Genomic DNA, 24141 nt, shown 5'->3' with positions numbered 1-24141 from the left:
CTATGCTCGGCAACTTGAAAACTCAGCCCGCTGACAAAATTCTCGCCTTGATGACCAAGTTCAAGGAAGACCCGCGCGATCAAAAGATCGACTTGGGTGTTGGTGTTTATAAAAACGCAGAGGGTGTGACCCCTGTGATGCGCGCTGTGAAGGAAGCAGAGCGCCGCTTGGTCGAAGAGCAAACCAGCAAAAGTTACGTTGGCCTACCAGGCGATCCCGCCTTCGCGGATGCCATGATTGATCTGGTTCTAGGAGATGCTGTAGCACGCGATAAGATCGCAGCTGTGGCCACCCCGGGTGGCACAGGCGCTGTGCGTCAGGCGTTTGAATTGGTGAAACTGGCTAACCCAAATGCGCGTGTCTTCGTGTCTAACCCAACTTGGCCAAACCATGTCTCAATCCTGAAGTATTTGGGTATCGAAACCGTTGCTTACCGTTACTTCGACACTGAAACCCGCGCGGTTGATTTTGAGGGCATGCTGGCGGATCTCGCACAGGCTAACGAAGGTGATGTGGTTCTGCTGCACGGCTGCTGTCACAACCCAACGGGTGCTAATCTGAACCTGACGCAGTTCCAGGCCGTTGTTGATCTGATCAACGAAAATGGTCTGATCGCGATGATCGATATCGCTTATCAGGGCTTTGGCGATGGTCTGGATGAAGACGCAGCTGCGACCCGTCTGGTGGCATCCTCCATCAAAGAAGGTCTGATTGCGGCAAGCTGTTCTAAGAACTTCGGTGTATATCGCGAACGGACAGGTATTCTGATGGCGATCACTGATGACGCCGCGCAGATCCCGGTTGTTCAGCAGAACCTGAACTTTCTGAACCGCCAGAACTACTCCTTCCCGCCAGATCACGGTGCGCGCGTTGTGACCACCATTCTGAATGATCCAGAGCTGCGCGCCGATTGGGCGGCAGAGCTGGAAGAGATACGTTTGGGCATGCTGGAGCTGCGTCAGCAGCTTGCAGATGAACTGCAGAAGCTGTCTGGCTCTGACCGTTTTGGTTTCATCGCTGAGCATCGTGGCATGTTCAGCCAGATTGGCACTACGCCTGAGCTGGTAGAGAAAATGCGCGTCGATGCAGGTATCTATATGGTCGGAGATAGCCGCATGAACATCGCCGGTCTGAACAAAGAGACCGTGCCTGTTCTGGCGAAAGCGATCATCGACGCGGGTGTCTAAAACTTGGTTCGACTGAATTGAAAGGGCGCTCTTTTAAGAGCGCCTTTTTTTTCGACGGAAATCAATTGCACCGGCGTATGACTATGACAGGCATTGAAGTCTGTTGTGGTGACGGGACTTGTCCCGCCCCCGAGTCGCCACATATGCGCATCCCCAGATTGGCGCAGGGAAAGCCCAAGCATTGCTTGGGCTTTTCTTTCTTTGCTATGGCGGTAGGACCAAACAAAAGGGGCAACCATGCAACAGGATCTCGTACACGTCACTCTGGTCGTTCGTGACTATGACGAAGCCATCGCGTTCTATGTCGAGACGTTAGGTTTTGACTTGATCGCCGATACTTATCAGCCTGAACAAGACAAGCGATGGGTTGTTGTGCGCCCCAGAGGGAGCAAGGGCTGCTCGATTGTGCTGGGCCGGCTTAGTGATCCGCGACAGGAAGAGTTTATCGGCGACCAGACCGGCGGGCGGGTATCGTTCTTTTTGCAGACCGATGATTTTTGGCGGGACTACAAACTATTCAAAGAGCGTGGTGTGAGCTTCGAGCGCGAGCCAAAAGAAGAGAGCTACGGGACTGTTGCCGTGTTCAAAGACCTCTACGGAAACCTTTGGGATTTGATACAGTTCACCTAAGACTTTGGTAAACGCGTATAAACAAGGTTCTCTTGCGCATTCTCAGGGAGAGCACGCGAATTGCCATCCTTATCGATGGCTACAAAGATGAACTTGGCTTTGATCACATTTTCAGAATGTTCAGCGTCGCGCGGCCGGGCCCAGGCCTGAATGTTCATCGTAATGGAAGAACGGCCGAGTTTGATCAGTTTGGCGTAAATTGTAACCTCATCCCCGACATGAACCGGGCGGACAAATTGGATGCCTTCGATCGCGACAGTCGCACAGCGACCGCGTGCGATTTGTCCCGCCATATTCCCTGCCGCCAAGTCCATTTGTGCAAGAAGCCAACCACCAAAAATGTCGCCCGACGGGTTGGTGTCGCTCGGCATGGCAATCGTACGGATGACCAGAGACCCGCGCTCTTTAAGCTGCGCTGCCAGTTCCTCGGCTTGAAAGACAGTGGTTTCCATTATGTGTCCTTTCGCATTGAGTCTACATAGACACCTCAGCCGGGCCACGGCAATTGAATAACAAAAAGCCCGAGGCAATATGCCCCGGGCTTTCTTTGACTTATGTCCTTAGACCTTAGCCTTTGGAGAACTCAGGATATGCTTCCATACCCAGCTCTGCTTTATCCAGACCGTTGATCTCGTCTTCTTCGGAGACGCGGATGCCCATGGTCAGTTTCAGGATGTACCACAGGATTGCGGAAGCAACGATTGTGAAGACACCGTAAGCAACGATACCTGTGATCTGTGCGCCCAGAGTTGCGGAGCCAGAGAAGGCCACTGCGATTGTGCCCCAGATACCTGCGAAGAGGTGAACAGGGATCGCACCAACAACGTCGTCAATTTTCAGCTTGTCCAGCAGTGGAACCGCGAAGACTACGATCACGCCGCCTACGCCACCGATCAGCAGGGAGCCGAACAGGGATGGTGCCAGAGGCTCAGCAGTGATGGATACGAGACCCGCCAGCGCGCCGTTCAGAACCATGGTCAGGTCAACCTTGCCGAACACGACCTGTGTCAGGATCAGGGCTGCAACTGCGCCAGATGCGGCTGCCATATTGGTGTTTGCAAAGATGCGGGATACGTCAGTAACATCACCTACTGTGCCCATCGCCAGCTGAGAGCCGCCGTTGAAGCCAAACCAACCGAGCCACAGGATGAATGTACCCAGTGTTGCCAGAGGCAGGTTAGATGCGAGCATTGGGAAGACTTTGCCGTCTTTGTACTTGCCCAGACGTGGACCCAGGATGATTGCGCCTGTCAGAGCTGCCCAGCCGCCTACGGAGTGTACGATGGTAGAGCCAGCGAAGTCAGAGAAGCCTGCTTCGGACAACCAGCCGCCGCCCCACTGCCAGGAACCGGAGATTGGGTAGAAAACGCCAGTCAGAACGATCACGAAGATCAGGAATGGCCATAGTTTGATACGCTCAGCAACAGTACCGGAAACGATAGATGCGGTAGCTGCAACGAACATCAGCTGGAAGAAGAAGTCAGAACCAGCGGATGCGTAATCCAGTGCTGCGTCACCTGCTGCGAGGCCAACTGGCTCGAGCGATGTTACAGAGAAGAATGGACCAAGCCAGCCACCGATCAGCCAGCCGTCGCCTGGGTACATCAGGTTAAAGCCGATCAGCCAGTAAGCGATCGCGGCCAGAGAGAAGAGCGCCATGTTCTTTGTCAGCTGCATCGCAACGTTTTTGGAACGCACGAGGCCCGCTTCCAGCATGGCAAAGCCAGCTGCCATCCAGAAAACGAGGAAGCCGCCAACCAGGAACAACAGAGTTGTCATGATATAAGGGCCGATTTCGTCGAAGCCCGGCGCTGCGTCCTGAGCCAGGGCGAAGGTTGGCAGCGCAGTCAGCGCGGCAGCTAGCCCAAGTTTGTTTACGAGTTTCATTGGTAGAGTTCCCTTTCCCCGGCGCCTTACAGCGCGTCCTCGTTGGTTTCGCCTGTCCGAACGCGCACAGCCTGTGCCACATCCAGAACAAAGATTTTGCCGTCGCCGATTTTGCCAGTGCGTGCAGTGCTCGAGATGGTCTCGACAACCTGCTCAACCATGGCTTCAGCCACGACTAGCTCTAGTTTCACTTTCGGGACAAAGTTCACGGTGTATTCCGCACCGCGGTAAATTTCGGTGTGACCAGATTGGGCGCCAAAGCCCTTGATTTCGGTCACCATCAGGCCTCGCACGCCGATGTCGGTCAGTGCTTCGCGGACCTCTTCAAGCTTGAACGGCTTGATTGTCGCTATAATCAGTTTCACCCGGTTCCCCTTTTCTGAATACGGACGGCCCACAGAAGGCCGTCGCGACTGTGCAGCCGCAGAAAAGCGCTTAGAGCGGGCATTTCGAAGCAAAACGCGGGAAAAATGGGCTTTTGACCAACGAAAAACGCACAATTTTTGCACAAATGCGGTTTGTTGATTATTTTTTAATCGAAATTGGAAGCGGATTTCTCGTGAAGTTCGCCTCTACATTTACAATTGTGTTAGGTAAACTGCCGCAAAACAGACGATTTCGGGCAGACAATGGAATGAGTGATTCCAGACGAAAAAAGCCTCCATTGGTGGCAGAGAAGCGCTATGGGGCGAAGGCGTCGGCGGGCAAGAAGGCTAAGCCACGTCCAAAACCCAAAGCCACCAAGAAACGTGCCAGAGGTGCTGCGCGTCGTCCGAAGGCGAAGCGCACCGGCATTATTGGGTTCTTTACCAACATCATCCGCTGGTTTTTCAGATTGATCTGGAAACTGACATGGCGGAGCGCCATGGTCGTGGCTTTGATTATCGGTCTGGCTGTCACCTACGTCTATATGACCCTTCCGGAACTTGATGAGCTTTTGGACGGTCGAGCGCAGGGGTCTGTGACGCTGCGAGATCGAAATGGAGAGGTCTTTGCTTGGCGTGGGGATCAATTCGGAGGTGTTGTTACCACCGCAACGGTTTCACCACATCTTAAGAATGCTGTGATCGCGACTGAAGACAAACGGTTCTATCGCCATTTGGGTGTAAGTCCGCGGGGCGTTGCCTCTGCCGTGCGTATTAACCTGCGCGAAGGGCGTGGGCCTTTGTCGGGCCATGGCGGTTCCACGATTACTCAGCAGACTGCAAAGCTTCTGTGCCTTGGTGTTGAATACGATAAGACCCAGTGGGACAGCGAAGCGGCCTATGTGGCGGATTGTCGGCGCGGATCGATGGCGCGGAAAATCAAAGAGGCGATCTTTGCATTGGCGATGGAAGCCAAATATTCAAAGGATGACATCCTCTCAATTTATATGAACCGTGCATATATGGGTGGCGGTGCCTATGGTGCGGAAGCAGCGGCTCAGCGCTACTATGGAAAAAGCGCGGCAGTTTTAAATCCGTCTGAGGCAGCCATAATCGCTGGCTTGCTCACAGCGCCGACACGTCTGGCTCCAACCAACAACCTGCAGCGTTCGCAAGATCGAGGCGCCACGGTTTTGCGATTGATGAATGAGCAAGGTTTCTTGTCGGATGCTGAGACTTCAAAGTGGCAGGCCAACCCGGCAACGCTGTCACAGGCGGCACAGGCGAAGGCGGGCGGTTACTTTGCTGATTGGGTGATGTCCACCGGGCCGGAGTTCTTCACCAACAACACGACAGAAGATGTAATCATTTCCACAACTTTGGATCAGCGCATTCAAAAGGCGGCTGAGGAAGGTCTGCAGTGGGTCTTTGAGAACAAGGTACGTGAGGGCTCTAAAGCGGAAGCGGCAATTGTGGTCATGTCATCTGATGGGGCTGTTCGAGCGATGGTAGGCGGGCGGAAGACAAAGGTCTCTGGTGCGTTCAACCGCGCCGTTCAGGCCAAGCGTCAAACCGGGTCTGCATTCAAACCCTTCGTGTATGCGACGGCTTTGGATCTGGGGTACAACCATACCGACACAGTTATTGATGCGCCTTACTGCTTGAACATCCCGGGTTCGGGGGAATGGTGTCCAAGGAACTACACCAACAAACATTATGGCGAAGTTTCGCTGGAATGGGCCTTGATGAATTCACTCAATATTCCGGCCGTAAAGATTTCGGAGTCTGTCGGACGAGACAATGTGCGCAAGGTTGCAGGGGATTTTGGGATCGCAAGCGATCTGGCGGATGGTCCAGCTCTAGCGCTTGGTGCGTCTGAATCTTCTCTTCTGGAAATGACCGGTGCCTATGCGGGTATTCTGAATGGCGGCTCGTCTGTAACGCCGTTTGGCTTGGTTGAACTTAAGCTTCAGGGTGAACCTGAGCCTTTGATGGGATCAGGCGGCGGTATCGGAGAGCGCGTCATCACTGAGGGTGCGGCACGTGAGCTGATATATATGATGTCCAAAGTGGTCTCTGAAGGCACAGGCGCGCGGGCGCAGCTTCCAGGATGGCAGGTTGCGGGTAAAACCGGCACGACCAGCGCCGCAAAGGACGCTTGGTTCATTGGCTTTACCGCCGACTATGTGGCAGGCGTTTGGATGGGGTACGATGACAATACACCTCTGACTGGCGTTACCGGAGGGGGGTTGCCTGCCGAGATTTGGAAAGAAGTCATGTTGCGAGTGACTGACGGAATGTCACCGAGCGCGCTGCCAGCTTTCACACCTAAACCGAAGCCGACCGTTTTGCCGCCCAAACGTCAGAATAATCGTGAGAATGTATTGGAGCAGTTGCTGAAGGGTATTCTGGGCGTGAACTAAGCGTCTTGGCCAGTTCACTCTGTCAGCAACACGGCTTCAACCCGACGATTTGCGTTGCGACCTGCCTCTGACAGGTTCGATGCGATTGGGGCAAGGTAACCGACGCCCTGCGCTTCAACCTGACCTTCTGAAACGCCGAGTGTTTCGACAAGGCGGTTTTTCACAGCCCGCGCGCGCTTTTGAGAAAGTGCTACATTGCCCTCCAGACTGCCCACGTTGTCAGTATGCCCCACCAAAGCGATCCGGCGCCCTGGATGATCAGAAAGATAAGTCGCAATAGACTGCAAGGAGTTAAAGCGCCCATCGGATAGGTTTGATGATCCTGTTTCAAATTCCAAATCGCTCAGGACGACATGGCCGCCAACATCGAGTGCCTTGGCGAGGTCAGTGGGTACTGACAGATTGACTGAAACCGGCTCCACAGGATTGCCCTCAACGGGTTTGGCGAGTGGGAGAGACTCGGAGGTCGGCCCGGGTTGAACAGCGATCAGCTGGATGTAGCCTTTGGTGTCAGATGTGCTGACCAAAGCGGATATCGCTTCGGAACCTGACGAGGATTCCTTCAGGGCCGACACAAAACGATAGTCCACCAAATCAACGAACATATCGGGCGCTGGCAGAACTTCGGTGGCAAAGCGAAAGTCAAAACCGCCGCAGCTTTGGGCGTCGCAATCCAACAGAATGGCGAAACCGGCAGCTTGAATTTGACTTCTGAGTGGATCAATCAATTGCTCGGTTGTATGCGTCTCGCCGTCCAGATGCCAAGCTTGTCGAGAGAGGTGACCAGTCACCTGCCGAGAGGAAAGATAGCCATCTAGGTATGGCCCGTCTGGCAAGGCATAACTGCCGTCTTCCTGCACGTCATCCGCGATTAATGCGCTGCCAGCTGGCATGGCGAGATCAAGCGCAAATGCAGGAGTTGTGGCCAAAGATACGGCCATGATGGCAATCAAACGGTTCATATTAGCTGTATGCGGTAGGCCGATCAGGGATGCAACTGTACCAAAGTGTCGCTCGCTAGGCTTTGATACGGTAGTGATAAGTACCGATTTTGGTCATGCCCAGCGACTGATAAAGCCCGTTTGCAGCCTCGTTCTCCTGCGTGCAGATGACTGAAACCGTCTCGCCGCCATTTTCCATGGTCCAATAGGCTAAGCGTCGCATTGCCCAGCGTGCGAGGCCGTTCCGTCGCTGTTCTGCTTTAATCTCTAGCGCATGCATCATCGAGATGCCTTCGTGGATTGCCGCATAAGAAGTCCCGGCAGGTTTGTCCTGCCAACGGCTGACAAATCCAGTTTTCGGACCTTTTGCACGATGCATCACGTCTATGCGCTTTGGGCCAATTCCACCTGCAGCCCACATCTCTTTCATGATCTGAAGGGGTTCCCATGCAGGGATGGCGACGGTGCGAGGCGGGCGTTCGGTCGCCAGAACATCCACGTGTGCGGCATAGACGTTAACCGGATCGATGATGTCATAACCGTTGTCAGCCAAGATGGCATCGAGTGTATCCTCACCTTCACGAACTTGAAAGAGAGGTGATTGATCCAAACTGGCCATGGCTAATTCAGCGACGCCAATATCTGCATCTTTCAATGCGCCAGCCAGAGTCGCTGCAGAAACGCGCTTTCCACCGCCTTGCCCGTCGCGGATGACAAATCCACCTGCTTCAGACGCCGAAGCGCAGGGCCATGTAGCTTCACAGACGTCGTAGAGCGTTTCAATCGTAGGTAAGGTCACGCGAATACTTTCTTTAGGTTTGTCACAAAGGCATCAAGCTGAGCTTGGTCCGTGCCTCTTGCAACGATGTTCGCACCATAAAGCCCATTGTCCTGAAACGGGTAGGAGCCAATCGACAGGTCACTGTATTTTTCCGCCAATACTGCCAGAGGCCCCGCAATATCACCTTCTCCACGCTCAATCCTTTCTGAAACAGAAAGGAGTGGTGCCCCACCGGTAAGGCCGGGAAGTACGCTGGCAACCATCGCTTTGAATACCGAGGGAACACCTGCCATGACATAGACATTTTCGATTGCGAAACCTGGCGCGATGGAAATCGGGTTTTCGATCAAGGTCGCATCATCTGGAATACGCGCCATGCGAAGCCGGGCCTCATTCAATTCTCGTCCGGTCTTGTCGTAGTGGGCTTGCAGCAAGTCTCTGGCATCAGCGCGGACATCGATGTGTTGACCAAAGGCAGCGGCAACACAATCGGCGGTGATATCATCATGCGTCGGACCAATACCACCTGAGGTGAACACATGGTCGTAAGATCCCGCCACTTGTTTCACGGTTTCAGTGATAATCGAAGCGTCATCGCTGATCACGCGAACTTCTTTGAGATCGATGCCTTTTTGCGTTAGTTCACAGGCTAAAAAATGCATATTCGCATCGCGCGTGCGACCGGAAAGGATTTCGTCGCCGATAACGACCATTGCTGCGGTTGGGTTTTGCATGATGGCTCCTTCAATCGCTGGCAAATTAGCGTGACCATCCGATGAGACAAGTCAAAAGGGCTCAGCCAAGATGGGCAGTTGCTTGGTCAAATAGGTCTGAATCTTCCATCGCACGCGCAAGGATCATGGCTCCCTCTAGACAAGAGATTAGGCTGGCAGCATTTTGTCGCGCTTCGATCTCATTTGCACCTGCCGCCATGTAGACAGATTCAAGCCATACGAGGTTGCGTTTGAAAAAGTCTTGGGTTTGCCTGGCGACAGATTCTGGCAGCTTTTGAATCTCGGCTCCGAACATGCCGCAGAGACACATTAGCCCGTCGTCTTTCAGTGCTTTTGCATAGTTCTGGATATAGGACTGCAAGTTTTCATGCCGCGAACCGGAGTGTGGATCACCCAATGCACTTAGAAAGCGATCAGTGTATCTGGCCGCCAATGCTTCACCCAAGGCCTCCTTTGTCGGGAAATGATAGTGAACAGAGGCGGATTTAATCCCGATTTCTGCGGCAATCTCTCGGAAGCTAAAGGCACCATAGCCTCCAGCCCGCGCGGCTTTCTCTGCCACATTTAAGATTCGATTGGCTGTATCAGAACGTGTCACGGGCTCACTTAACTTTGGTTGTCTATCATTAGATAGATATAAAGTTCGAAACAAACGGCAACCCCGTGCTTTGATTGGATCAAAGTGTGGGGCAGTTAAGCCTATGAATTTTGCCCAAGACCTTGTCCCAGCCACCCTCATCAAACGCTACAAGCGCTTCCTCGCTGACGCGCGGCTGGAAGATGGAACAGAGATAACTGCTCATTGCGCCAATCCAGGCTCCATGATGGGGCTGAAGGATCCGGGGATCAGGATTTGGCTTGAACCCAATGATGATCCCAAGAAGAAACTCAAATACGGCTGGCGTATCGTGGATCATGAAAATGGTCATTTCACTGGCGTGGACACATCGGTCCCGAACCGTGCTCTAAAGGCAGCGCTGATGGCGAAGGAACTCCCAGAGTTGGCGGATTACCAGACCATTAGACCAGAGGTGAAATACGGCCAGAACAGCCGGATCGATTTTCTACTCACAAAAGAAGCCGCGCCTGATCTCTATGTCGAGGTGAAATCGGTGACCCTTTCACGTGAGCCGGGAAAGGCGGAGTTTCCTGACAGCGTGACTTCGCGGGGAACGAAGCATCTTGGAGAGCTAACGGAAGTTGTGCGAAATGGGGATAAGGCCATGATGCTGTACCTCGTCCAACGAACCGATTGCGATCACGTGACATTGGCAGAGGACATTGATCCGACTTATGCGACGGCGTTTGATGTAGCGATTGATGCTGGCGTTCAGGTTCTTGCGTATGATTGCCAAATCACTCCACAGGAAATTCTCATCGGAAAATCATTGCCGTTTATTCGCTAAGGCCCCTCTGGTTCTTTAGGACAATCCATCCTAAGTAGAAGAAACTTTGACCACTTGGAGCACACCATATGATTGGTAGGGCAGGACAAACCCGTGATGGGATCAAGATCTATCAGCAGGCTGACTATGCCGGTATGCATGCCGCCGGTCAGGTGACTGCAAAGATTCTCGATGAGATCGCGGAGCATGTTTATCCGGGCCAGACGACAGGTGAGATCGACCGGATCATCACCGAAAAGGTGGAAGCGGCAGGTGCCAAGTCAGCGACCATCGGTTACAAAGGCTATCAGCACGCCAGCTGCATTTCTGTGAACCACGTGGTTTGTCACGGTATTCCGGGCGAGAAAAAGCTGAAGGATGGCGATATCCTGAACATCGATGTGACCACGATAGTGGATGGTTGGTTTGGCGATTCAAGCCGCATGTACGTGGCGGGTAGGTTGTCTCGGAAATCCGAACGTCTGATCCAAATCACTCATGATGCCTTGATGAAGGGCATCGAAACCGTGAAGCCAGGGAATACCTTTGGCGACATTGGTCACGCTATCCAGAGCTTTGCAGAAGGGCACCGTATGAGCGTTGTACGCGACTTCTGCGGACACGGGCTCGGGCGTCAATTCCACGAGCCACCAAATGTCCTGCATTATGGACGCCCGGGAACAGGTCCAGTACTGGAAGAAGGTATGTTCTTTACGATCGAGCCGATGATCAATCTGGGTCGTCCAGAGACCAAAGTGCTTGCAGATGATTGGACCGCTGTGACCCGCGACAAATCTCTGTCGGCGCAATTTGAGCATTCAATTGGGGTCACGTCAGACGGGTTTGAGATATTCACACTCTCGCCCGCCGGGACATTTCATCCGACCTACAAAAGCTAAGAAAAGGGCGCCTCACGGCGCCCTTAGATTTTAGTCGTAACTGACAGCCATCCGGTAGAGATGCCATGTCGCGTGACCAAGCCAAGGCAGTACAAGGATCAGCCCAAGAAAGACCGGGATAGATGCCAAGGCGAGTAGGACTGCCACAGTCACACCCCAGCCGATCATCGGCATTAAATTCTGCCGAACCACGCTTGCGGAGGTGACCACAGCAACCGGCAATCCGACAGGCCTGTCGATTAACATCGGGAATCCGATGGCAGAAACCAGTAAGACCACCACGGCAAAGAAAGCCCCAACGGCCATTCCAGCCATGATCATGCTCCACCCTGCCGAAGTGGTGAAGACATCCGATATGAAACCCATGGTGCTCGTCGGCATTGCCGGACCAAGTGTTACTGAGTAGATCGCAAAGGCTGCCGCCATCCAAAGCATGAACCAGCCCAGCATAAAGAAGCCAAGCGTCATAACGGGTCCGACCACGCGGCCGCGTAAAGCTGACAGCGCTGATCCCCAACTCGCTGACCCGTTTTCTTCGTTCTGACGACTGATTTCATACATTCCAATGCTGGCAACTGGCCCTAAGAGCGCAAAACCTGCCGCCATCGGAAACAGCATGGGTAGCAACGCTTGCTCAAAGGCCAGAAAAGCCAAGGCAAATCCGATCAGCGGATATATCACCACAAGCGCCAGAACGTCGCTGCGAAACTTCAATACGTCTTGCCAACCTAACGAGAGAGCCGCACGGATATCGTCCATGCTCAGCTTTTGAATCTTTGGCGTCGTTTCTGCATCGCCGCCCAGATGAGCCGCGACTTCGCCAGCTGTGCGTCCAGTGCTGCCGAGCGCCTTAGCGCCCCAAGACAATGGGTTCCCAATGGTTTGAACCATTTTCTCCTCCTTGATTACTCAAGCAGGCCGAGATCACGGAACCTTCAAACGCCCAATGGGTATTGCGTCGTTTCCTCGGGCCTTCGTGTCAGTTCCGGATTGGCCCGCGATCCTGGAACCAGCTTAGCACAGAAACGGATCGGAGATGTCACAATGCCGAGAATGATCGTGAACGCGGTTCAATCCCCGGCGAATTCGAGAAAGGTGATATGGGTGTCGCCGTATTTTCGCTGGTCCAGAAGCGTGAAACCCTCTGACGCTATTTGCGGTGCGTTTTCTTCAAAGACGATCAAAGCGTCATTGGCGATCCAGCCTCCGCTCACAGCGGATTGCAGGGCTTTCAGTCCCAGTCCCTTTCCATAAGGAGGGTCCAGAAAGACCAGATCGTAAGGCGTATCAGAATTCGCAGGTAGCCGCGCAGCGTCTCGGCCTAGAAGTGTACAAGAGGCTTTGCTGCGTGTGATTTGGATGTTCTGCCTTATGAGGTTTTGAGATTTGCGACCATCGTCAACAAAGCAGACGCTTTCCGCCCCGCGCGACAGCGCCTCTAGGCCAAGTGCGCCTGTCCCCGCGAATAGGTCAAGCACGCGAGCACCTGCAATTGGATTTCCGAATTTTCCACCTTGCAGCACGTTGAAAAGGCTTTCACGTATTCGATCTGTCGTCGGTCGCAGATGCGCGGCGGAGTCGCCTTTGCCTACAGCAGCCAGCGCCGTCCCGCGGAATTGTCCGGCAACGATCCTCATGCTTTCAGAAGAGCCTTCATATCTGTCTCAGGGTTGCGGACCCGCTCTGGAGAAGGGGATTTGCCAGCCTCGATCAAACGCTTGCCGATCATGTAGTCGCGCGGTGCGTTCATGGCGTCGACGGCCAGCAACTCATCACCTTTGTAATACCAGACCGATTGGCTGCCTTCATCGCCGTCGCGAACAATGACTGTGTCAAAGCCCGCATTCAGGCCGGCGATTTGCAGTTTCACATCGTATTGATCAGACCAGAACCAGGGCTTAGCCACATAATCTTTGCCCGCGCCCATTATGTTTTGCGCCACGACCTCTGCTTGATCGATGGCGTTCGGCACGCTTTCCAATCGAATGCGGTCTCCGCGATAGGGAAAAGAGGCGCAATCCCCGGCGGCCCAAATATGAGCATCTGACGTCCGCCCATGAGCATCTGTTTGTATGCCATTGTCGATTTCAAGTTTGGCCTTTTCCGCTAGAGACACTCCCGGAGTGATGCCCACGCCAACAATCACAAAATCAACGGACAATTCGGAACCATCAGACAAAACTGCTCCCGTGACTTGCTCATCCCCAACAAGGTTTTGTAAGCCAACCCCTTCGCGAATATCGACGCCATGGCTGCTGTGTAGAGTGCGGAAGTAGTCAGATGTCTCGGCGGCGGCGACCCGCTGTAAAATCCGGTCCGCCATTTCGACCAATGTGACTTTTAGCCCTTTCGAAGCCGCCACAGCCGCTGCTTCCAGACCGATGTAACCGCCCCCCACGACGAGAACGTGTTTTCCCTCAGCGAAATGGGGTGCCATCGCATCTGCATCCGCCAGATCCCGCATGGTAAACACATTATCGAGGGTGCCACCAATGCTCTCTGGCAGGTGGCGCGGATGTGAACCTGTCGCAAGGACAAGTTCGTCATATTGAAGAGTGGTTTTTCCAAGTGAAACGGTACGCGCGATTGGATCTATTCCGTCAACGGTTTCCCCAAGGCGCAAGGAAATATTGTTTTGCTCGTAGAAGGTTTCAGGGCGTAGAAACAGGCGTTCCAGCTCCATTTCACCCAGTAGGTATTTCTTAGACAGTGGTGGTCTTTGGTAAGGCAGAGCAGGTTCAGACCCGATCAGAGTGATGTCACCGTCAAAGCCCTCGCTGCGCAATTTAGCGACACAGGAAGCTCCGGCTTGTCCCGCGCCAACAACAATCACATGTGACATCTTCAAAACCTCAGAAATTTGCGTTGCCGACTTCAGCGCTCACCCTATATCCCTTGAAATAGGAAACGCAATTACGGAGACGCGGAATGACGATTTCAGTTGGTGACACTTTGCCGAATGCTAGCCTTTCAACCATGGGAGCGGACGGTCAGCAATTTGTTGAACTTGAGAGTCTGACCAAGGGACGGAAGGTTGTGCTTTTTGGCCTGCCTGGTGCATTCACTGGCACTTGCGACCGCGCGCATTTGCCAAGTTTCATGCGCACTGTAGATGGCTTCAAAGCCAAGGGTGTTGAAGAAGTGATTTGCATTGCAGTGAACGATCCTTTCGTCATGCAGCGTTGGGACGAGGCCTCAGGAGCGGGTGCGGCCGGCGTAACAATGCTTGCTGACCCTCAGAGCGAACTCACTCAGGCGCTCGGACTGGCATTTGACGTCCCTCCGCTAGGCTTCTTCAACCGTTGCAAACGCTTTGCTTTGCTGGCTGAAGATGGCGTTGTGAAGGTTTTGAATCTCGAAGAGGAAGCCGGTGTATGTAGCCTGACGACCGGCGAGGAGCTGCTCGAAAAGATTTGACGTCTTGAGATAACCACAAAGAAAAGGGCGGGGAAATCCCCGCCCTTTTTCGTTCCAAAGTTCAAACCTACAAAGTATCCATTTTACGGGCGAGTTTCACATCAAGAGAGGAAAGCCCATCGACGTCATGCGTGGTCAATGTCACCTCGACGCGGTTGTACACATTCCGCCACTCCGGGTGATGGTTCCATTTCTCGGCCCATATGGCAGCACGGGTCATCCAGCCAAAAGCTTCGATAAAGCTGCCAAACTTAAACGTCTTCGCAATCGCATCGCGCGATTGATCCAGCTGCCAGCCGTTTTCTAAAAGAGGTCCAAGCATTGCCTCCCGTGCTGCATTGCTAAGTTTTTCCGTCATTCCTGTTCCTCCCGTGTTTCATTGCGAAAGGGGCCGTATTCGGTAAGGACTTCAATCTCATCGTTCACGGCCTCGCGCTCTGCAACAAGGTAACGGGCAATCGCATCAGCAAAGTTTGGATCAGAAAACCAATGCAGTGAGTGGGTTTTGACCGGTAAATAGCCGCGCGCCAGTTTGTGTTCTCCCTGCGCGCCAGCTTCGACCCGATCCAGCCCATTTGCGATGGCCCAGTCTATAGCCTGATAATAGCATACTTCAAAATGCAGGCAGTTATGATGCTCAATGCAGCCCCAGTAACGCCCAAAAAGCGTGTGGCGGCCAATGACATTCATTGCACCTGCGATTGGTAATCCGTCGCGTTCAGCGAAGATCAACAGCACATCGTCGCGCATGGTTTCGTGCATCAAGTCAAAGAAGGAGCGTGTGAGGTAGGGCGAGCCCCATTTGCGACTGCCGGTATCCTGATAAAACGTCCAGAGCGCGTCCCAATGATGAGGCTCTATTTGGTCCCCAGTGTAGCTGCGAATGCTGCCACCAAACCCCTGAGCACTAGCGCGTTCTTTGCGAATGTTCTTGCGTTTGCGAGAGCTAAGGTCGGCCAAGTAGGCTTCAAAGTCTGGGTAAGAGTGATTGATCCAGTGAAACTGTTGCCCCGTTCGATTTAGGAGTCCCAGCCGCTGACCGACGTTGGCCTCTTTCTCTGTGCAGAAAGTGGCGTGGATAGAGCTCACATGGTTGACCTTCGCGATCTCCATTGCGCCCTGCATCAATGCGGCTTGACCGACGTCTTCAAAGCCCGGACGGATTAAAAATCGGCGACCCGTGGCGGGTGTGAACGGTACAGCAATTTGCAGTTTCGGATAATATCGTCCGCCTGCGTTTTCATAGGCGTGCGCCCAGTTGTGATCAAAGACGTACTCGCCCTGACTGTGCCCTTTCGCATAAAGAGGAGTGGCAGCGATCATTTCACCATCTGCATGCGCAGTGACATACTGTGGCTGCCAGCCCGTGCCAGGTCCCACAGATCCACTATCTTCCAGAGCTTTCAGGAATCGGTACGTGGTGAAAGGATCAACAGGGCGTGCTCCTCTGTCAGGATTAGCACAGCCGTCCCAGTCGCTGGCTTTGATGCTTGCCAAACTGGCGTGAACTTGAATTTCAATTGCAGTGTCTGACATGCACCCTTCCCACTTAGCCATACTTGGCGTTGTCGGCAGCGGCTTCAAGCGGGATGTTGTGCAAGATACTGTTCGAAGGTGATGTTCTCGGCTACTTCACGCGCTTGTGCTTCAGATTTAGGCGAGGTCACTGTCCAGCAAAGCACACGCGCACCCTGCGCTTTGAGCTCTGCGACGCGGGCGCGCTTCAGATCAGAGACTTCGTGGCTGATGAAAGTTGCACCAACGCGATCGTAGTCAGGGATGTCACGCAGCCGGTCACAGACTGTTGCGGACAACGGTGCCCAAACATCTGGCTTGTAAGAACTCGTGACCAAACCCCTTGGAATGTTAGGACAGAGCTGCGCCAGAGCGGCAACGGTATTTGGATTGAATGACATCAGTGCAACGGGGCCGTCGTAGCTTCTCAGGAGGTCCGCCGTTGCCACCTCTAGCGCACCAACGTTTTCACCCATTTGTCCGTCTTGGTCTTTTAATTCGATCAGTAATGGCACCTGCCCATCGATCAGTTCGAGCACCTCTTTCAGATCTGGGATCGTTTCATCACCGCCAATCAGCGGAATCGATGCCAGCTCTTGTGACGTTTTTTGTTGAACTGGGCCCTTGCACTCAGCCAGGCGTGCCAGATCATAGTCGTGAAAGACCATTGGCATTTGGTCTTGGGACAATTGCAGATCTATTTCGATCCCATAGCCCGCATCAATCGCAGCTTGGATGGCGGCCCGGCTGTTTTCCGGGCGGCCATTTTTCACGTCGTGCAAAGCACGATGCGCGATCGGTGTCGTTAAGAATATTGGATCAAGTTGGGTCATTTGACCTCAAAGACACCATCGATTTCCACGGCCACACCAAAGGGCAGGGACGGTGCAGACACGGCTGCACGGGCGTGCAGGCCAGCGTCACCAAGAGCTTCTCCAAACAAATCAGACGCGCCGTTGATCACCTTCGGTTGGTCTGTAAAATCTTGTGTGGAGTTCACAAAACCAGTCAGTTTCACCACACGTACCAGGCGATCCAGATCTCCACCGCATGCGGCCTTTACTTGAGCGAGAAGCGCGATGGCACATGTGCGGGCTGCCGCAGCGCCAGCTTCTGCGTCCATGTCATCTCCGAGCTTGCCGGTGATGAAGCCATCTGGCCCGGCTGCGATCTGGCCTGAAACATAGACCAGGTTGCCAGATTGCACATAAGGCACGTAGTTGGCTGCCGGAGCAGGTGCCTCAGGCAAAGTGATGCCCATTTCGGCCAGTTTCGCTTCAAAAACACCCATGTCTATCTCCTTCTGAGTCGTTAGCGGCAAGCTAGACGTCCCATTTAGATTTGAGAAGCAGGTTTCTAAAGAACAAAAAATTTCATCAATTTCTTAGCGGTTTGGTCATGACACCTGCCCAAATCATCCGGCAAATTTTCGCCTGTGACCAGCAAGCCACAACAAGCGAGTGAAAACACCTTGAGGTGTAGTCTATTTCAGTCTGTAATCTAAATGGGAGTTGTCTGTTCACAGTCGAGTATATCCGTGCCTGTTTCTAGCTCATATTCGCCCCGCATTCTGGGGCGCGCGTTCATTTTGTTGGTTTCATTATCACTGTTAGGTGCCTGCGCCTCTCAGAACGAAGTTGTGAGCTCTGCTGAAATTTATGATCCACAAGAGGCCTCAAACAGAGAGGTCCACGAGTTCAACTTGAAAGTTGATCGCGTGCTGTTCCGTCCCGTATCCAACGGCTATGGGAGCTACATTCACGAAGACGCGCGCTTGATGGTGTCCAATTTTGCAGACCACCTTTCGCTGCCTGCAGACGTTGTGAACAACCTGCTACAAGGCGATCTGAAGGGTGCGGGTAGTAATAGCTTCCGCTTTGTTTTTAATACCATTTTTGGACTAGGCGGCATTGCTGATCCATCGGATGCGCTGAACATACCACGTCGTGAAACCGATTTCGGCGAGACCTTCCACGTCTGGGGTATGAAAGAGGGCGCATATGTTGAGCTGCCTCTCTTAGGGCCATCCACAGAGCGCGATGCCATGGGGACGATTTTGGATTTCGCGCTCGACCCTGTGTCAGTCGTTTTGCCGAGCCCTGAAAGCTATATTGGGACCACAGCAAACGTCGCGGACCGTATGGGCGACCGCTATGAACTGCGTGGAACAATTGATTCCGTTCTCTACGAAAGCGCAGATAGCTACGCCCAAGCACGAATTCTTTACCTGCAGAATCGCCGCTTCGAACTTGGCGTAAGCGGAGAGGATGCCTATTTGGACCCGTATGATGACCCATATGCAGAATAAATTTTTGATGAAACGCCGCGGATTTCTAACCGCGGTAGCTGCCGCAGCCTTACTACCAAGCCACGCCTTGGCTTTGAACAGCCGTCAGGCGGAAGTTCTGGTGAATAACGTGGTGGCAGACATCAACAAGGTGATCGGTTCCGGCAAATCTTTGTCAGGCATGATCCGTGAGTTTGAAGGCATTTTTAAGCGCTATGGTGATGTGCGCATCATTGCGCGATCTGCCTTGGGTGCCGATGCGCGCCGGATGAGCGGCGCACAGGAACGCGCCTATATCAGCGCATTCACCGGCTATATCTCACGAAAATACGGCAAACGCTTTAACGAATTTGTCGGTGGTCGGATTGAAGTGAACGGGACGCGGAAAGTCAAAAGCTTCTACGAGGTGCAGGGAACCGCGCATCTCAAAGGTCAGTCACCCTTCGAGTTGAATTTCCTCGTATCAGACAAATCCGGCAAAGACCTTTTCTTTGATATGATCATCGAAGGCATCAGCCTGCGACTGACCGAGAAAAGCGAAATCGGTGCGATGCTCGACAAGCGACGTGGCAACATCGATGGTCTGATCTCAGATCTGAAAAAAGCTGGCTAAGCCACATCTTTTCTTCAATCTGAATGCAACAAAAAACCCCGGCGGGTAGGCCGGGGAAGTGGGCTTGGGTTAGCCTTGGGAAAATTTAGGGTTACCAGTCCGTCGGGCCTTTGGCCGCGAAGGAATGTACCAGAAAGTCGATGAATGCGCGTACTTTAGGCTGCGTGAAACGACCTGGTGGGTAAACGGCATAGATGCCTTGTGTCTCGATCGGCAGATCAGGGATCGCATCCATCACCAGACCTTGTTCCATTGCGTCTGCATAAAGGAAGCTTGGCAGGTAAGCGATACCGAGACCTGCAATCGCAGCATTCAGCAACGATTGACCGTCATTTACGCTGAGCCAGCCAGCGGTACGCACTTGGCGCTTTTCGCCAGATGGTGCTGTCAGTTTCCAAACCGCACCATTGGATTGGCTGGAGTAATGCAGCAGCTTATGATCGTTCAAGTCGTCGATCTTTGTGGGACGACCATGTTTCTCAAAGTACTCAGGGCTCGCAATCATACGGGTTGTGGTTTCCGTAAGCTTGCGGGCACGTAGTGAGCTGTCTTCCAATTCACCAACGCGAATGGCCATATCAAAGCCTTCAGAGATCAGCTCTACATAGCGGTTGTTCAGAACCATATTCACCGTGACTTCTGGGAAGTCAGCCAGGAATTCGCCCAGTACGGGGCTCAAGTGGTTCACACCAAAATCCGTAGCCACAGAAATGCGCAGCAGGCCGGATGGCGCTGATTGCATAGATGTGACCAATGCATCAGCCTCTCCAGCATCATTCAGAACGCGGCGTGCGCGGTCATAATAGGCTAGGCCAATCTCCGTCGGGCTCACCCGACGGGTGGTGCGGTTCAGCAGGCGGGCACCCAAACGTGCCTCCAGACTGGACACATGTTTGGAGACCGCGGATTTGGAGATGCCCATCTTTTTCGCGGCATCGGTGAAGCCACCTTGGTCAACGACCGTGGCAAAGGCTTCCATTTCCGTAAGGCGATCCATTTCGCATTCCTCGTGGTCAAAACTCGTTGACCCTAGGTCTGATCTCAAAATGAGGCGCGAAATGGGCAGGGGGCGGACAATATCAGGGTTTTGTCAGGGATCGTTCAAGGCGTGGAAACAACATAATACCAAAAACATGCTGCCATATCAGGGAGTTTTATCACTGCCAAACCGTTGTTCAAAAGCGATTTTTCCAGATTTTGTGAACTCAATCACACGACTATCCGGCAACCTGCGCGCCCAACCCAACTGATAGAATTTGGTCAACAATGCTCGGCCTAACTGCCCGGAGAGGTGAGATTCCCGTTCGCTCCAGTCCAGACAGGATTTGCACAACGGAGATTTGCTTTTGGGCAGATTTTCAATGTCGACGCCCAGATCAGCTATGAAGACTTTGCCGGAGTCAGAAAGCTTAAGCTCAGCTTCTGTTCCAACAATATGCCCATGTGCTCTCATGGCGCGGTACATTTGCACACCCATATTTCCAGCTAAGTGATTGTAACACACCCGCGCATCACGCATTGCGGCGTCTTTTGGCCCAGTGCGTGTTCGGAGGTTTCCGGTTGTCGCAGCAAGTCCCATGAGGGCCTCCAGAACATCTGCGACCTCGTCGCTCGCCAAAGTAAAATACTTATGCCGGCCTGATTTCCGCTCTGAGACCAAGGCGCTTTCTCGCAACTTGGATAGGTGAACAGAGGCCGTTTGTGCGCTGACACCGGCTTCACTCGCCAACTCGCTGGCTGTCAGGGCTTTGCCACTCATCAGGGCCGTCAGGATGTTTCCACGAGCCGGGTCACCGATCAGAGCGGCGATCTGAGAAAAGTTAGGACCTTCTTTCATACTTCGACCATGGCCGAAGCATAAAGGCAAAGCAAGAGGATAGGCTGCTGGTCAAAGACTAGGAGATGTCATGCTTACCTGTATTATTCGATATCAAATCGACCCGACCAAGAAATCTCAGTTTGAGCAATACGCGCGCAATTGGGGCCAAGCCATTCCTCGGAACGGTGCTGATCTGATCGGTTATTACGCACCCCACGAAGGCAGCAGTACATTAGCTTATGGCATCTACAATATCGCCAGCTTGGCAGACTATGAAGCTTACAGGGCTCGCTTGTCCGCCGATCCCTTGGGGCGCGAAAACTTTCAGTTTGCGCAGAGAGAGCGTTTCATCTTGCGGGAAGATCGAACTTTTCTGAAACTTGCCTCTGAGCCACATGGGGAAGCGAGATGATTGCAGTGATATTTGAAGTTGAAATCGCAGAAGGCCGCAAAGCGGACTACTTGGATATCGCAGCAGAGCTGAAACCACTCTTGGAACAGATCGACGGGTTCATTTCGGTTGAGCGGTTTCAAAGTCTGACACAGGAAGGAAAGCTCCTATCGCTTTCCTTTTTTCGGGACGAAAAAGCAGTCGCCGAATGGCGCACCGTGGCCGAACATCGTGCCGCGCAATCTCGAGGCCGCACTGGGATATTTGCGAATTACCGCCTCCGAGTGGCTTCCGTTTTGCGGGACTACGGTATGACCGAACGGGATGAAGCTCCGGCCGATAGCCTAAAAACGCATGACAGTGATTAGAGTTCTGCAGCCAGTCGCACGCCCTGATTGATTGCGCGTTTTGCGTCGAGCTCTGCCGCGACGTCGGCGCCACCGATCACATGGCAGTTGATCCCCTTGGCTTCTAGAGCATCCGCAAGACTGCGCTCTGAAAGCTGCCCGGCGCAAATCACAACGTTATCGACATCCAATACTTCAGGATTCTCTCGCGCTTCGCCAAAAGAGATATGAAGCCCGGCGTCGTCAATTTTCTCATAGTTCACTCCACCGATCATGCGGACGTTTTTCATGCGCAGGCTCATGCGATGAATCCAGCCGGTGGTCTTCCCAAGACCTTTGCCCAAGGCCTTGGCTTTGCGCTGAAGCAGAATAACGTCGCGCGCCGCAGCTTCGGGTTTTGCGCCGCCTTCAGCCAATCCACCAGGTGCACTTTCGGGATCGGTCACACCCCATTCTGCCATCCAATCTGGAAGATTGGTCGATGGGCTTTCCCCTTCCTGAACGAGAAACTCAGCCACGTCGAAACCAATGCCACCAGCGCCAATGACAGCAACCTTTTTGCCCACGGGAGCGCCGTGTTTCAGCACATTCAGATAGCCCAAAACCTTTGAATGATCTTGCCCCGGAATAGCTGGATCACGTGGAACAACTCCTGTAGCTATGATGACTTCATCAAATCCTTCTAAGTCCCCGGCTGAGACTGTCTGGCCAAGTGCTGTTTCTACTCCCATTTCTTTGAGCATGGTTTCAAACCAATCAACCAGCCCCCAGAATTCTTCTTTACCCGGCACTTGTTTGGCAACGTTCAGTTGGCCACCTAAGGAACTGTCGCGATCAAAAAGCGTAACATTGTGCCCCCGCTCGGCTGCGGTCATGGCAGCGGACATGCCCGCCGGACCAGCGCCCACCACTGCGATTTGCTTTGTCTCTTGAGCGCGGAGGATCGGAAGCTCTGTTTCATAACAGGCGCGTGGGTTGACGAGACAGGTCGAAATTTTGCCGCTGAACGTATGATCCAAGCAGGCTTGGTTGCAGGCAATGCAGGGTGCGATGGTGTCTGCGCGATCAGCCTGCGCCTTCAGCACAAACTGGCTGTCGGCCAAAAACGGGCGCGCCATTGAGACCATATCTGCGCAGCCTTCGGCGAGAACCTCTTCGGCCACTTTCGGCGTATTGATGCGGTTGCTGGTGATCACCGGAATAGACACTTTGCCCATCAGCTTCTTTGTCACCCAGGCGAAGGCGCGGCGCGGGACGCTGGTCGCTATGGTCGGGATGCGAGCTTCGTGCCAGCCTATCCCCGTATTCAGGATGGTGGCCCCCGCTTTCTCTATGGCCTGAGCGAGCTGCACGACCTCGGCATGGGTTGAGCCATTTGGGATAAGGTCGATCATGCTGATGCGGTAGATGATGATGAAGTCAGGCCCAACTGCTTCGCGACATCGACGCACGACCTCTACAGGCAAACGCATTCGGTTCTCATAATCGCCGCCCCAGCGATCTGTGCGCTTGTTGGTATGCGTGACAAGAAACTGGTTCAGAAAATATCCTTCAGACCCCATGATCTCGACGCCATCATAGCCTGCTTCTTTGGCGCGGACGGTTGCGATTATGAAGTCGTTGATCTGCTTTTTGATACCCTCTTCATCCAATTCTTTTGGCGGAAAAGGGGAGATAGGCGACTTGACCGGTGAGGCGCTTACACAATCTGGACCATAGGCATAGCGACCTGCGTGCAAAATCTGCATAGCGATTTTACCGCCGTTTTCATGTACGCGATCCGTTACGATCTTGTGGTTGGAAATGTCTTCGTCGCTGAACAGCCCAGCGGCTCCGGGAAACACCCCTCCCTCAGGACTCGGAGACATGCCGCCGGTCACCATTAGAGCGACACCGCCTCGAGCACGCTCCGCATAAAACTCTGCGACTCGGTTCCAATCTTTGGTTTCTTCCAAACCTGTGTGCATGGATCCCATCAACACGCGGTTCTTCAGTGTCGTGAAACCAAGGTCGAGTGGTTCAAATAGATTTGGATAGCGAGTCATAGCTGTCTCCATTTGTCGGAGTCAGACTTTGCCGTTTCTGAAGAGGGCTGTCATGGCCAACGTTGCGTAAGCGATCCGAGGTTGACCTTCCTACATTGTCTCAAGGCAGTGACGACGGAAGGCACGTTTCAGCATATCGAGTTCTGCGCGCAGAAGGTCCATCTCTGCGCGGATGTCTTCTGCAATGGCTTCTCCTGAGATGATGGTGATCACCTCTAGAGTTTCCTGAGCCATGATATCCCGGATCAAAATCGTCTGAACGCCGTCGGCCAGAATATGCGCTGGGATCGGAATGCGCAGGGTCCACCGCCCATCACCAACTTGTACAAGCTTTAGGTTTTCAAGCGGTTTTTCCAGATGGCTCGCTTCAAGATGCGGCTGATCGGCGGTTTTGTCTTCTGATGAAACAATGCCTTCCCAGATGCCTTCAAAGAGACGGGTTTTGCTGATGCTATAGTTGCTCATCTCTTAGTCC

Annotated in this window: 28 protein-coding genes; 10 read left to right on the top strand and 18 right to left on the bottom strand. The window is 53.3% G+C overall.

Going from position 1 to position 24141, the window contains the following annotated elements; translation table 11 throughout:
* Positions 1-2 precede the first annotated feature (2 nt).
* Both M0D42_RS13335 and M0D42_RS13330 read left to right on the top strand, forming a co-directional pair.
* The gene (locus M0D42_RS13335) at positions 3-1187 is read left to right on the top strand and encodes an aromatic amino acid transaminase (protein WP_265019103.1); all 1185 of its coding nucleotides are present in this window, start codon (positions 3-5) and stop codon (positions 1185-1187) included.
* A gap of 237 nt (positions 1188-1424) precedes the next feature.
* A complete protein-coding gene (locus M0D42_RS13330) occupies positions 1425-1817 on the top strand; it encodes a VOC family protein (RefSeq protein ID WP_265019102.1) in 393 nt (130 codons plus the stop codon).
* Here the strand turns inward: M0D42_RS13330 and M0D42_RS13325 are convergent.
* The 3 genes from M0D42_RS13325 to M0D42_RS13315 all read right to left on the bottom strand — a co-directional run bounded on the left by M0D42_RS13325 (position 1814) and on the right by M0D42_RS13315 (position 4069).
* Positions 1814-2269, bottom strand: a complete 456-nt coding sequence (locus M0D42_RS13325; protein WP_265019101.1) for an acyl-CoA thioesterase — start codon at positions 2267-2269, stop codon at positions 1814-1816. The genes M0D42_RS13330 and M0D42_RS13325 overlap by 4 nt on opposite strands.
* A 115-nt stretch (positions 2270-2384) precedes the next feature.
* A complete protein-coding gene (locus tag M0D42_RS13320; protein ID WP_265019100.1) occupies positions 2385-3704 on the bottom strand; it encodes an ammonium transporter in 1320 nt (439 codons plus the stop codon).
* A gap of 26 nt (positions 3705-3730) precedes the next feature.
* Positions 3731-4069: a P-II family nitrogen regulator gene (locus M0D42_RS13315; protein ID WP_265019099.1), complete on the bottom strand. Its 339-nt coding sequence runs from the start codon at positions 4067-4069 to the stop codon at positions 3731-3733.
* Positions 4070-4338: 269 nt separating this feature from the next.
* Here M0D42_RS13315 and M0D42_RS13310 point away from each other — a divergent pair, with 269 nt between their 5' ends.
* Entirely contained in the window at positions 4339-6492 is a 2154-nt protein-coding gene (locus M0D42_RS13310; protein ID WP_265019098.1) for a transglycosylase domain-containing protein, read from the top strand.
* 14 nt (positions 6493-6506) lie between these two features.
* On the opposite strand, the gene M0D42_RS13305 is transcribed toward M0D42_RS13310, so the two are convergent.
* The 4 genes from M0D42_RS13305 to M0D42_RS13290 all read right to left on the bottom strand — a co-directional run bounded on the left by M0D42_RS13305 (position 6507) and on the right by M0D42_RS13290 (position 9546).
* Complete coding sequence (locus M0D42_RS13305; protein WP_265019097.1) at positions 6507-7454, bottom strand: OmpA family protein; 948 nt, start codon at positions 7452-7454, stop codon at positions 6507-6509.
* A gap of 55 nt (positions 7455-7509) precedes the next feature.
* Positions 7510-8232: a GNAT family N-acetyltransferase gene (locus M0D42_RS13300; RefSeq protein ID WP_265019096.1), complete on the bottom strand. Its 723-nt coding sequence runs from the start codon at positions 8230-8232 to the stop codon at positions 7510-7512.
* Positions 8229-8948: a competence/damage-inducible protein A gene (locus M0D42_RS13295; protein WP_265019095.1), complete on the bottom strand. Its 720-nt coding sequence runs from the start codon at positions 8946-8948 to the stop codon at positions 8229-8231. The genes M0D42_RS13300 and M0D42_RS13295 overlap by 4 nt, the downstream gene beginning before the upstream one ends.
* Before the next feature lie 61 nt (positions 8949-9009).
* Positions 9010-9546 carry a TetR/AcrR family transcriptional regulator gene (locus M0D42_RS13290; RefSeq protein WP_265019094.1) on the bottom strand — a complete coding sequence of 179 codons (537 nt, stop codon included), beginning with the start codon at positions 9544-9546 and terminating at the stop codon, positions 9010-9012.
* Positions 9547-9649: 103 nt separating this feature from the next.
* Between M0D42_RS13290 and sfsA the strand changes: the two genes are divergently transcribed.
* Positions 9650-10354, top strand: coding sequence for a DNA/RNA nuclease SfsA (gene sfsA / locus M0D42_RS13285; RefSeq protein WP_265019093.1), 705 nt, complete (start codon positions 9650-9652; stop codon positions 10352-10354).
* A 68-nt stretch (positions 10355-10422) separates the two neighbouring features.
* Positions 10423-11232: a type I methionyl aminopeptidase gene (gene map / locus M0D42_RS13280; RefSeq protein WP_265019092.1), complete on the top strand. Its 810-nt coding sequence runs from the start codon at positions 10423-10425 to the stop codon at positions 11230-11232.
* A gap of 30 nt (positions 11233-11262) precedes the next feature.
* Here the strand turns inward: map and M0D42_RS13275 are convergent, their stop codons facing one another.
* The 3 genes from M0D42_RS13275 to M0D42_RS13265 form a co-directional block, all read right to left on the bottom strand.
* Entirely contained in the window at positions 11263-12123 is an 861-nt protein-coding gene (locus M0D42_RS13275) for a DUF2189 domain-containing protein (RefSeq protein WP_265019091.1), read from the bottom strand.
* 179 nt (positions 12124-12302) lie between these two features.
* The gene (gene rsmD, locus M0D42_RS13270) at positions 12303-12869 is read right to left on the bottom strand and encodes a 16S rRNA (guanine(966)-N(2))-methyltransferase RsmD (protein ID WP_265019090.1); all 567 of its coding nucleotides are present in this window, start codon (positions 12867-12869) and stop codon (positions 12303-12305) included.
* The gene (locus M0D42_RS13265) at positions 12866-14074 is read right to left on the bottom strand and encodes an NAD(P)/FAD-dependent oxidoreductase (protein WP_265019089.1); all 1209 of its coding nucleotides are present in this window, start codon (positions 14072-14074) and stop codon (positions 12866-12868) included. Before M0D42_RS13265 ends, rsmD begins: the two co-directional genes overlap by 4 nt.
* A gap of 86 nt (positions 14075-14160) precedes the next feature.
* Between M0D42_RS13265 and M0D42_RS13260 the strand changes: the two genes are divergently transcribed.
* A complete protein-coding gene (locus M0D42_RS13260) occupies positions 14161-14649 on the top strand; it encodes a peroxiredoxin (RefSeq protein ID WP_265019088.1) in 489 nt (162 codons plus the stop codon).
* Between the two features lie 67 nt (positions 14650-14716).
* Here the strand turns inward: M0D42_RS13260 and M0D42_RS13255 are convergent, their stop codons facing one another.
* Genes M0D42_RS13255 through M0D42_RS13240 form a run of 4 tightly spaced genes read right to left on the bottom strand, consistent with a single transcriptional unit; the run spans position 14717 to position 17455 of the window.
* Entirely contained in the window at positions 14717-15007 is a 291-nt protein-coding gene (locus tag M0D42_RS13255; RefSeq protein ID WP_265019087.1) for a 4a-hydroxytetrahydrobiopterin dehydratase, read from the bottom strand.
* Positions 15004-16185: a GNAT family N-acetyltransferase gene (locus M0D42_RS13250; protein WP_265019086.1), complete on the bottom strand. Its 1182-nt coding sequence runs from the start codon at positions 16183-16185 to the stop codon at positions 15004-15006. Before M0D42_RS13250 ends, M0D42_RS13255 begins: the two co-directional genes overlap by 4 nt.
* A gap of 44 nt (positions 16186-16229) precedes the next feature.
* Positions 16230-16997, bottom strand: coding sequence for a glycerophosphodiester phosphodiesterase family protein (locus M0D42_RS13245; RefSeq protein WP_265019085.1), 768 nt, complete (start codon positions 16995-16997; stop codon positions 16230-16232).
* Entirely contained in the window at positions 16994-17455 is a 462-nt protein-coding gene (locus tag M0D42_RS13240; protein WP_265019084.1) for a RidA family protein, read from the bottom strand. Before M0D42_RS13240 ends, M0D42_RS13245 begins: the two co-directional genes overlap by 4 nt.
* A gap of 348 nt (positions 17456-17803) precedes the next feature.
* Here M0D42_RS13240 and M0D42_RS13235 point away from each other — a divergent pair, with 348 nt between their 5' ends.
* Together M0D42_RS13235 and M0D42_RS13230 are read left to right on the top strand one after the other, a co-directional pair.
* Positions 17804-18472: a VacJ family lipoprotein gene (locus tag M0D42_RS13235; RefSeq protein WP_265019083.1), complete on the top strand. Its 669-nt coding sequence runs from the start codon at positions 17804-17806 to the stop codon at positions 18470-18472.
* Positions 18462-19064, top strand: coding sequence for an MlaC/ttg2D family ABC transporter substrate-binding protein (locus M0D42_RS13230; protein WP_265019082.1), 603 nt, complete (start codon positions 18462-18464; stop codon positions 19062-19064). The genes M0D42_RS13235 and M0D42_RS13230 overlap by 11 nt, the downstream gene beginning before the upstream one ends.
* Before the next feature lie 91 nt (positions 19065-19155).
* Here M0D42_RS13230 and M0D42_RS13225 read toward each other — a convergent pair whose 3' ends face one another.
* Together M0D42_RS13225 and M0D42_RS13220 are read right to left on the bottom strand one after the other, a co-directional pair.
* Complete coding sequence (locus M0D42_RS13225) at positions 19156-20061, bottom strand: LysR family transcriptional regulator (RefSeq protein WP_265019081.1); 906 nt, start codon at positions 20059-20061, stop codon at positions 19156-19158.
* A gap of 147 nt (positions 20062-20208) precedes the next feature.
* Positions 20209-20901, bottom strand: a complete 693-nt coding sequence (locus M0D42_RS13220; RefSeq protein WP_265019080.1) for an ArsR/SmtB family transcription factor — start codon at positions 20899-20901, stop codon at positions 20209-20211.
* Between the two features lie 70 nt (positions 20902-20971).
* On the opposite strand from M0D42_RS13220, the gene M0D42_RS13215 reads away from it, so the two are divergent.
* Positions 20972-21295 (top strand): NIPSNAP family protein, encoded by a 324-nt coding sequence (locus M0D42_RS13215; protein ID WP_265019079.1) that lies wholly within the window; start codon positions 20972-20974, stop codon positions 21293-21295.
* Entirely contained in the window at positions 21292-21642 is a 351-nt protein-coding gene (locus M0D42_RS13210; RefSeq protein WP_265019078.1) for an antibiotic biosynthesis monooxygenase family protein, read from the top strand. Before M0D42_RS13215 ends, M0D42_RS13210 begins: the two co-directional genes overlap by 4 nt.
* On the opposite strand, the gene M0D42_RS13205 is transcribed toward M0D42_RS13210, so the two are convergent.
* Entirely contained in the window at positions 21639-23666 is a 2028-nt protein-coding gene (locus M0D42_RS13205; RefSeq protein WP_265019077.1) for an NADPH-dependent 2,4-dienoyl-CoA reductase, read from the bottom strand. The genes M0D42_RS13210 and M0D42_RS13205 overlap by 4 nt on opposite strands.
* A 90-nt stretch (positions 23667-23756) precedes the next feature.
* Positions 23757-24131: a hypothetical protein gene (locus tag M0D42_RS13200; RefSeq protein WP_265019076.1), complete on the bottom strand. Its 375-nt coding sequence runs from the start codon at positions 24129-24131 to the stop codon at positions 23757-23759.
* Positions 24132-24141: the final 10 nt, after the last annotated feature.

It is taken from the genome of Cognatishimia activa, from assembly GCF_026016445.1.
Taxonomy (GTDB): Bacteria; Pseudomonadota; Alphaproteobacteria; order Rhodobacterales; family Rhodobacteraceae; genus Cognatishimia; species Cognatishimia activa_B.
This window is presented reverse-complemented; position numbering and strand designations above follow the sequence as displayed.

What these genes read in the sequence shown, in the direction of transcription:
- M0D42_RS13230 (WP_265019082.1), top strand. Translation starts at nt 18,462, where the DNA reads ATGCAGAATAAATTTTTGATGAAACGCCGCGGATTTCTAACCGCGGTA.
- M0D42_RS13220 (WP_265019080.1), bottom strand. Translation starts at nt 20,901, where the DNA reads ATGAAAGAAGGTCCTAACTTTTCTCAGATCGCCGCTCTGATCGGTGAC.
- M0D42_RS13305 (WP_265019097.1), bottom strand. Translation starts at nt 7,454, where the DNA reads ATGAACCGTTTGATTGCCATCATGGCCGTATCTTTGGCCACAACTCCT.
- M0D42_RS13200 (WP_265019076.1), bottom strand. Translation starts at nt 24,131, where the DNA reads ATGAGCAACTATAGCATCAGCAAAACCCGTCTCTTTGAAGGCATCTGG.
- M0D42_RS13260 (WP_265019088.1), top strand. Translation starts at nt 14,161, where the DNA reads ATGACGATTTCAGTTGGTGACACTTTGCCGAATGCTAGCCTTTCAACC.
- M0D42_RS13250 (WP_265019086.1), bottom strand. Translation starts at nt 16,185, where the DNA reads ATGTCAGACACTGCAATTGAAATTCAAGTTCACGCCAGTTTGGCAAGC.
- M0D42_RS13265 (WP_265019089.1), bottom strand. Translation starts at nt 14,074, where the DNA reads ATGTCACATGTGATTGTTGTTGGCGCGGGACAAGCCGGAGCTTCCTGT.
- M0D42_RS13245 (WP_265019085.1), bottom strand. Translation starts at nt 16,997, where the DNA reads ATGACCCAACTTGATCCAATATTCTTAACGACACCGATCGCGCATCGT.
- M0D42_RS13240 (WP_265019084.1), bottom strand. Translation starts at nt 17,455, where the DNA reads ATGGGTGTTTTTGAAGCGAAACTGGCCGAAATGGGCATCACTTTGCCT.
- M0D42_RS13215 (WP_265019079.1), top strand. Translation starts at nt 20,972, where the DNA reads ATGCTTACCTGTATTATTCGATATCAAATCGACCCGACCAAGAAATCT.
- M0D42_RS13225 (WP_265019081.1), bottom strand. Translation starts at nt 20,061, where the DNA reads ATGGATCGCCTTACGGAAATGGAAGCCTTTGCCACGGTCGTTGACCAA.
- M0D42_RS13275 (WP_265019091.1), bottom strand. Translation starts at nt 12,123, where the DNA reads ATGGTTCAAACCATTGGGAACCCATTGTCTTGGGGCGCTAAGGCGCTC.
- M0D42_RS13310 (WP_265019098.1), top strand. Translation starts at nt 4,339, where the DNA reads ATGAGTGATTCCAGACGAAAAAAGCCTCCATTGGTGGCAGAGAAGCGC.
- M0D42_RS13205 (WP_265019077.1), bottom strand. Translation starts at nt 23,666, where the DNA reads ATGACTCGCTATCCAAATCTATTTGAACCACTCGACCTTGGTTTCACG.
- map (WP_265019092.1), top strand. Translation starts at nt 10,423, where the DNA reads ATGATTGGTAGGGCAGGACAAACCCGTGATGGGATCAAGATCTATCAG.
- M0D42_RS13325 (WP_265019101.1), bottom strand. Translation starts at nt 2,269, where the DNA reads ATGGAAACCACTGTCTTTCAAGCCGAGGAACTGGCAGCGCAGCTTAAA.
- sfsA (WP_265019093.1), top strand. Translation starts at nt 9,650, where the DNA reads ATGAATTTTGCCCAAGACCTTGTCCCAGCCACCCTCATCAAACGCTAC.
- M0D42_RS13295 (WP_265019095.1), bottom strand. Translation starts at nt 8,948, where the DNA reads ATGCAAAACCCAACCGCAGCAATGGTCGTTATCGGCGACGAAATCCTT.
- M0D42_RS13330 (WP_265019102.1), top strand. Translation starts at nt 1,425, where the DNA reads ATGCAACAGGATCTCGTACACGTCACTCTGGTCGTTCGTGACTATGAC.
- rsmD (WP_265019090.1), bottom strand. Translation starts at nt 12,869, where the DNA reads ATGAGGATCGTTGCCGGACAATTCCGCGGGACGGCGCTGGCTGCTGTA.
- M0D42_RS13320 (WP_265019100.1), bottom strand. Translation starts at nt 3,704, where the DNA reads ATGAAACTCGTAAACAAACTTGGGCTAGCTGCCGCGCTGACTGCGCTG.
- M0D42_RS13210 (WP_265019078.1), top strand. Translation starts at nt 21,292, where the DNA reads ATGATTGCAGTGATATTTGAAGTTGAAATCGCAGAAGGCCGCAAAGCG.
- M0D42_RS13255 (WP_265019087.1), bottom strand. Translation starts at nt 15,007, where the DNA reads ATGACGGAAAAACTTAGCAATGCAGCACGGGAGGCAATGCTTGGACCT.
- M0D42_RS13335 (WP_265019103.1), top strand. Translation starts at nt 3, where the DNA reads ATGCTCGGCAACTTGAAAACTCAGCCCGCTGACAAAATTCTCGCCTTG.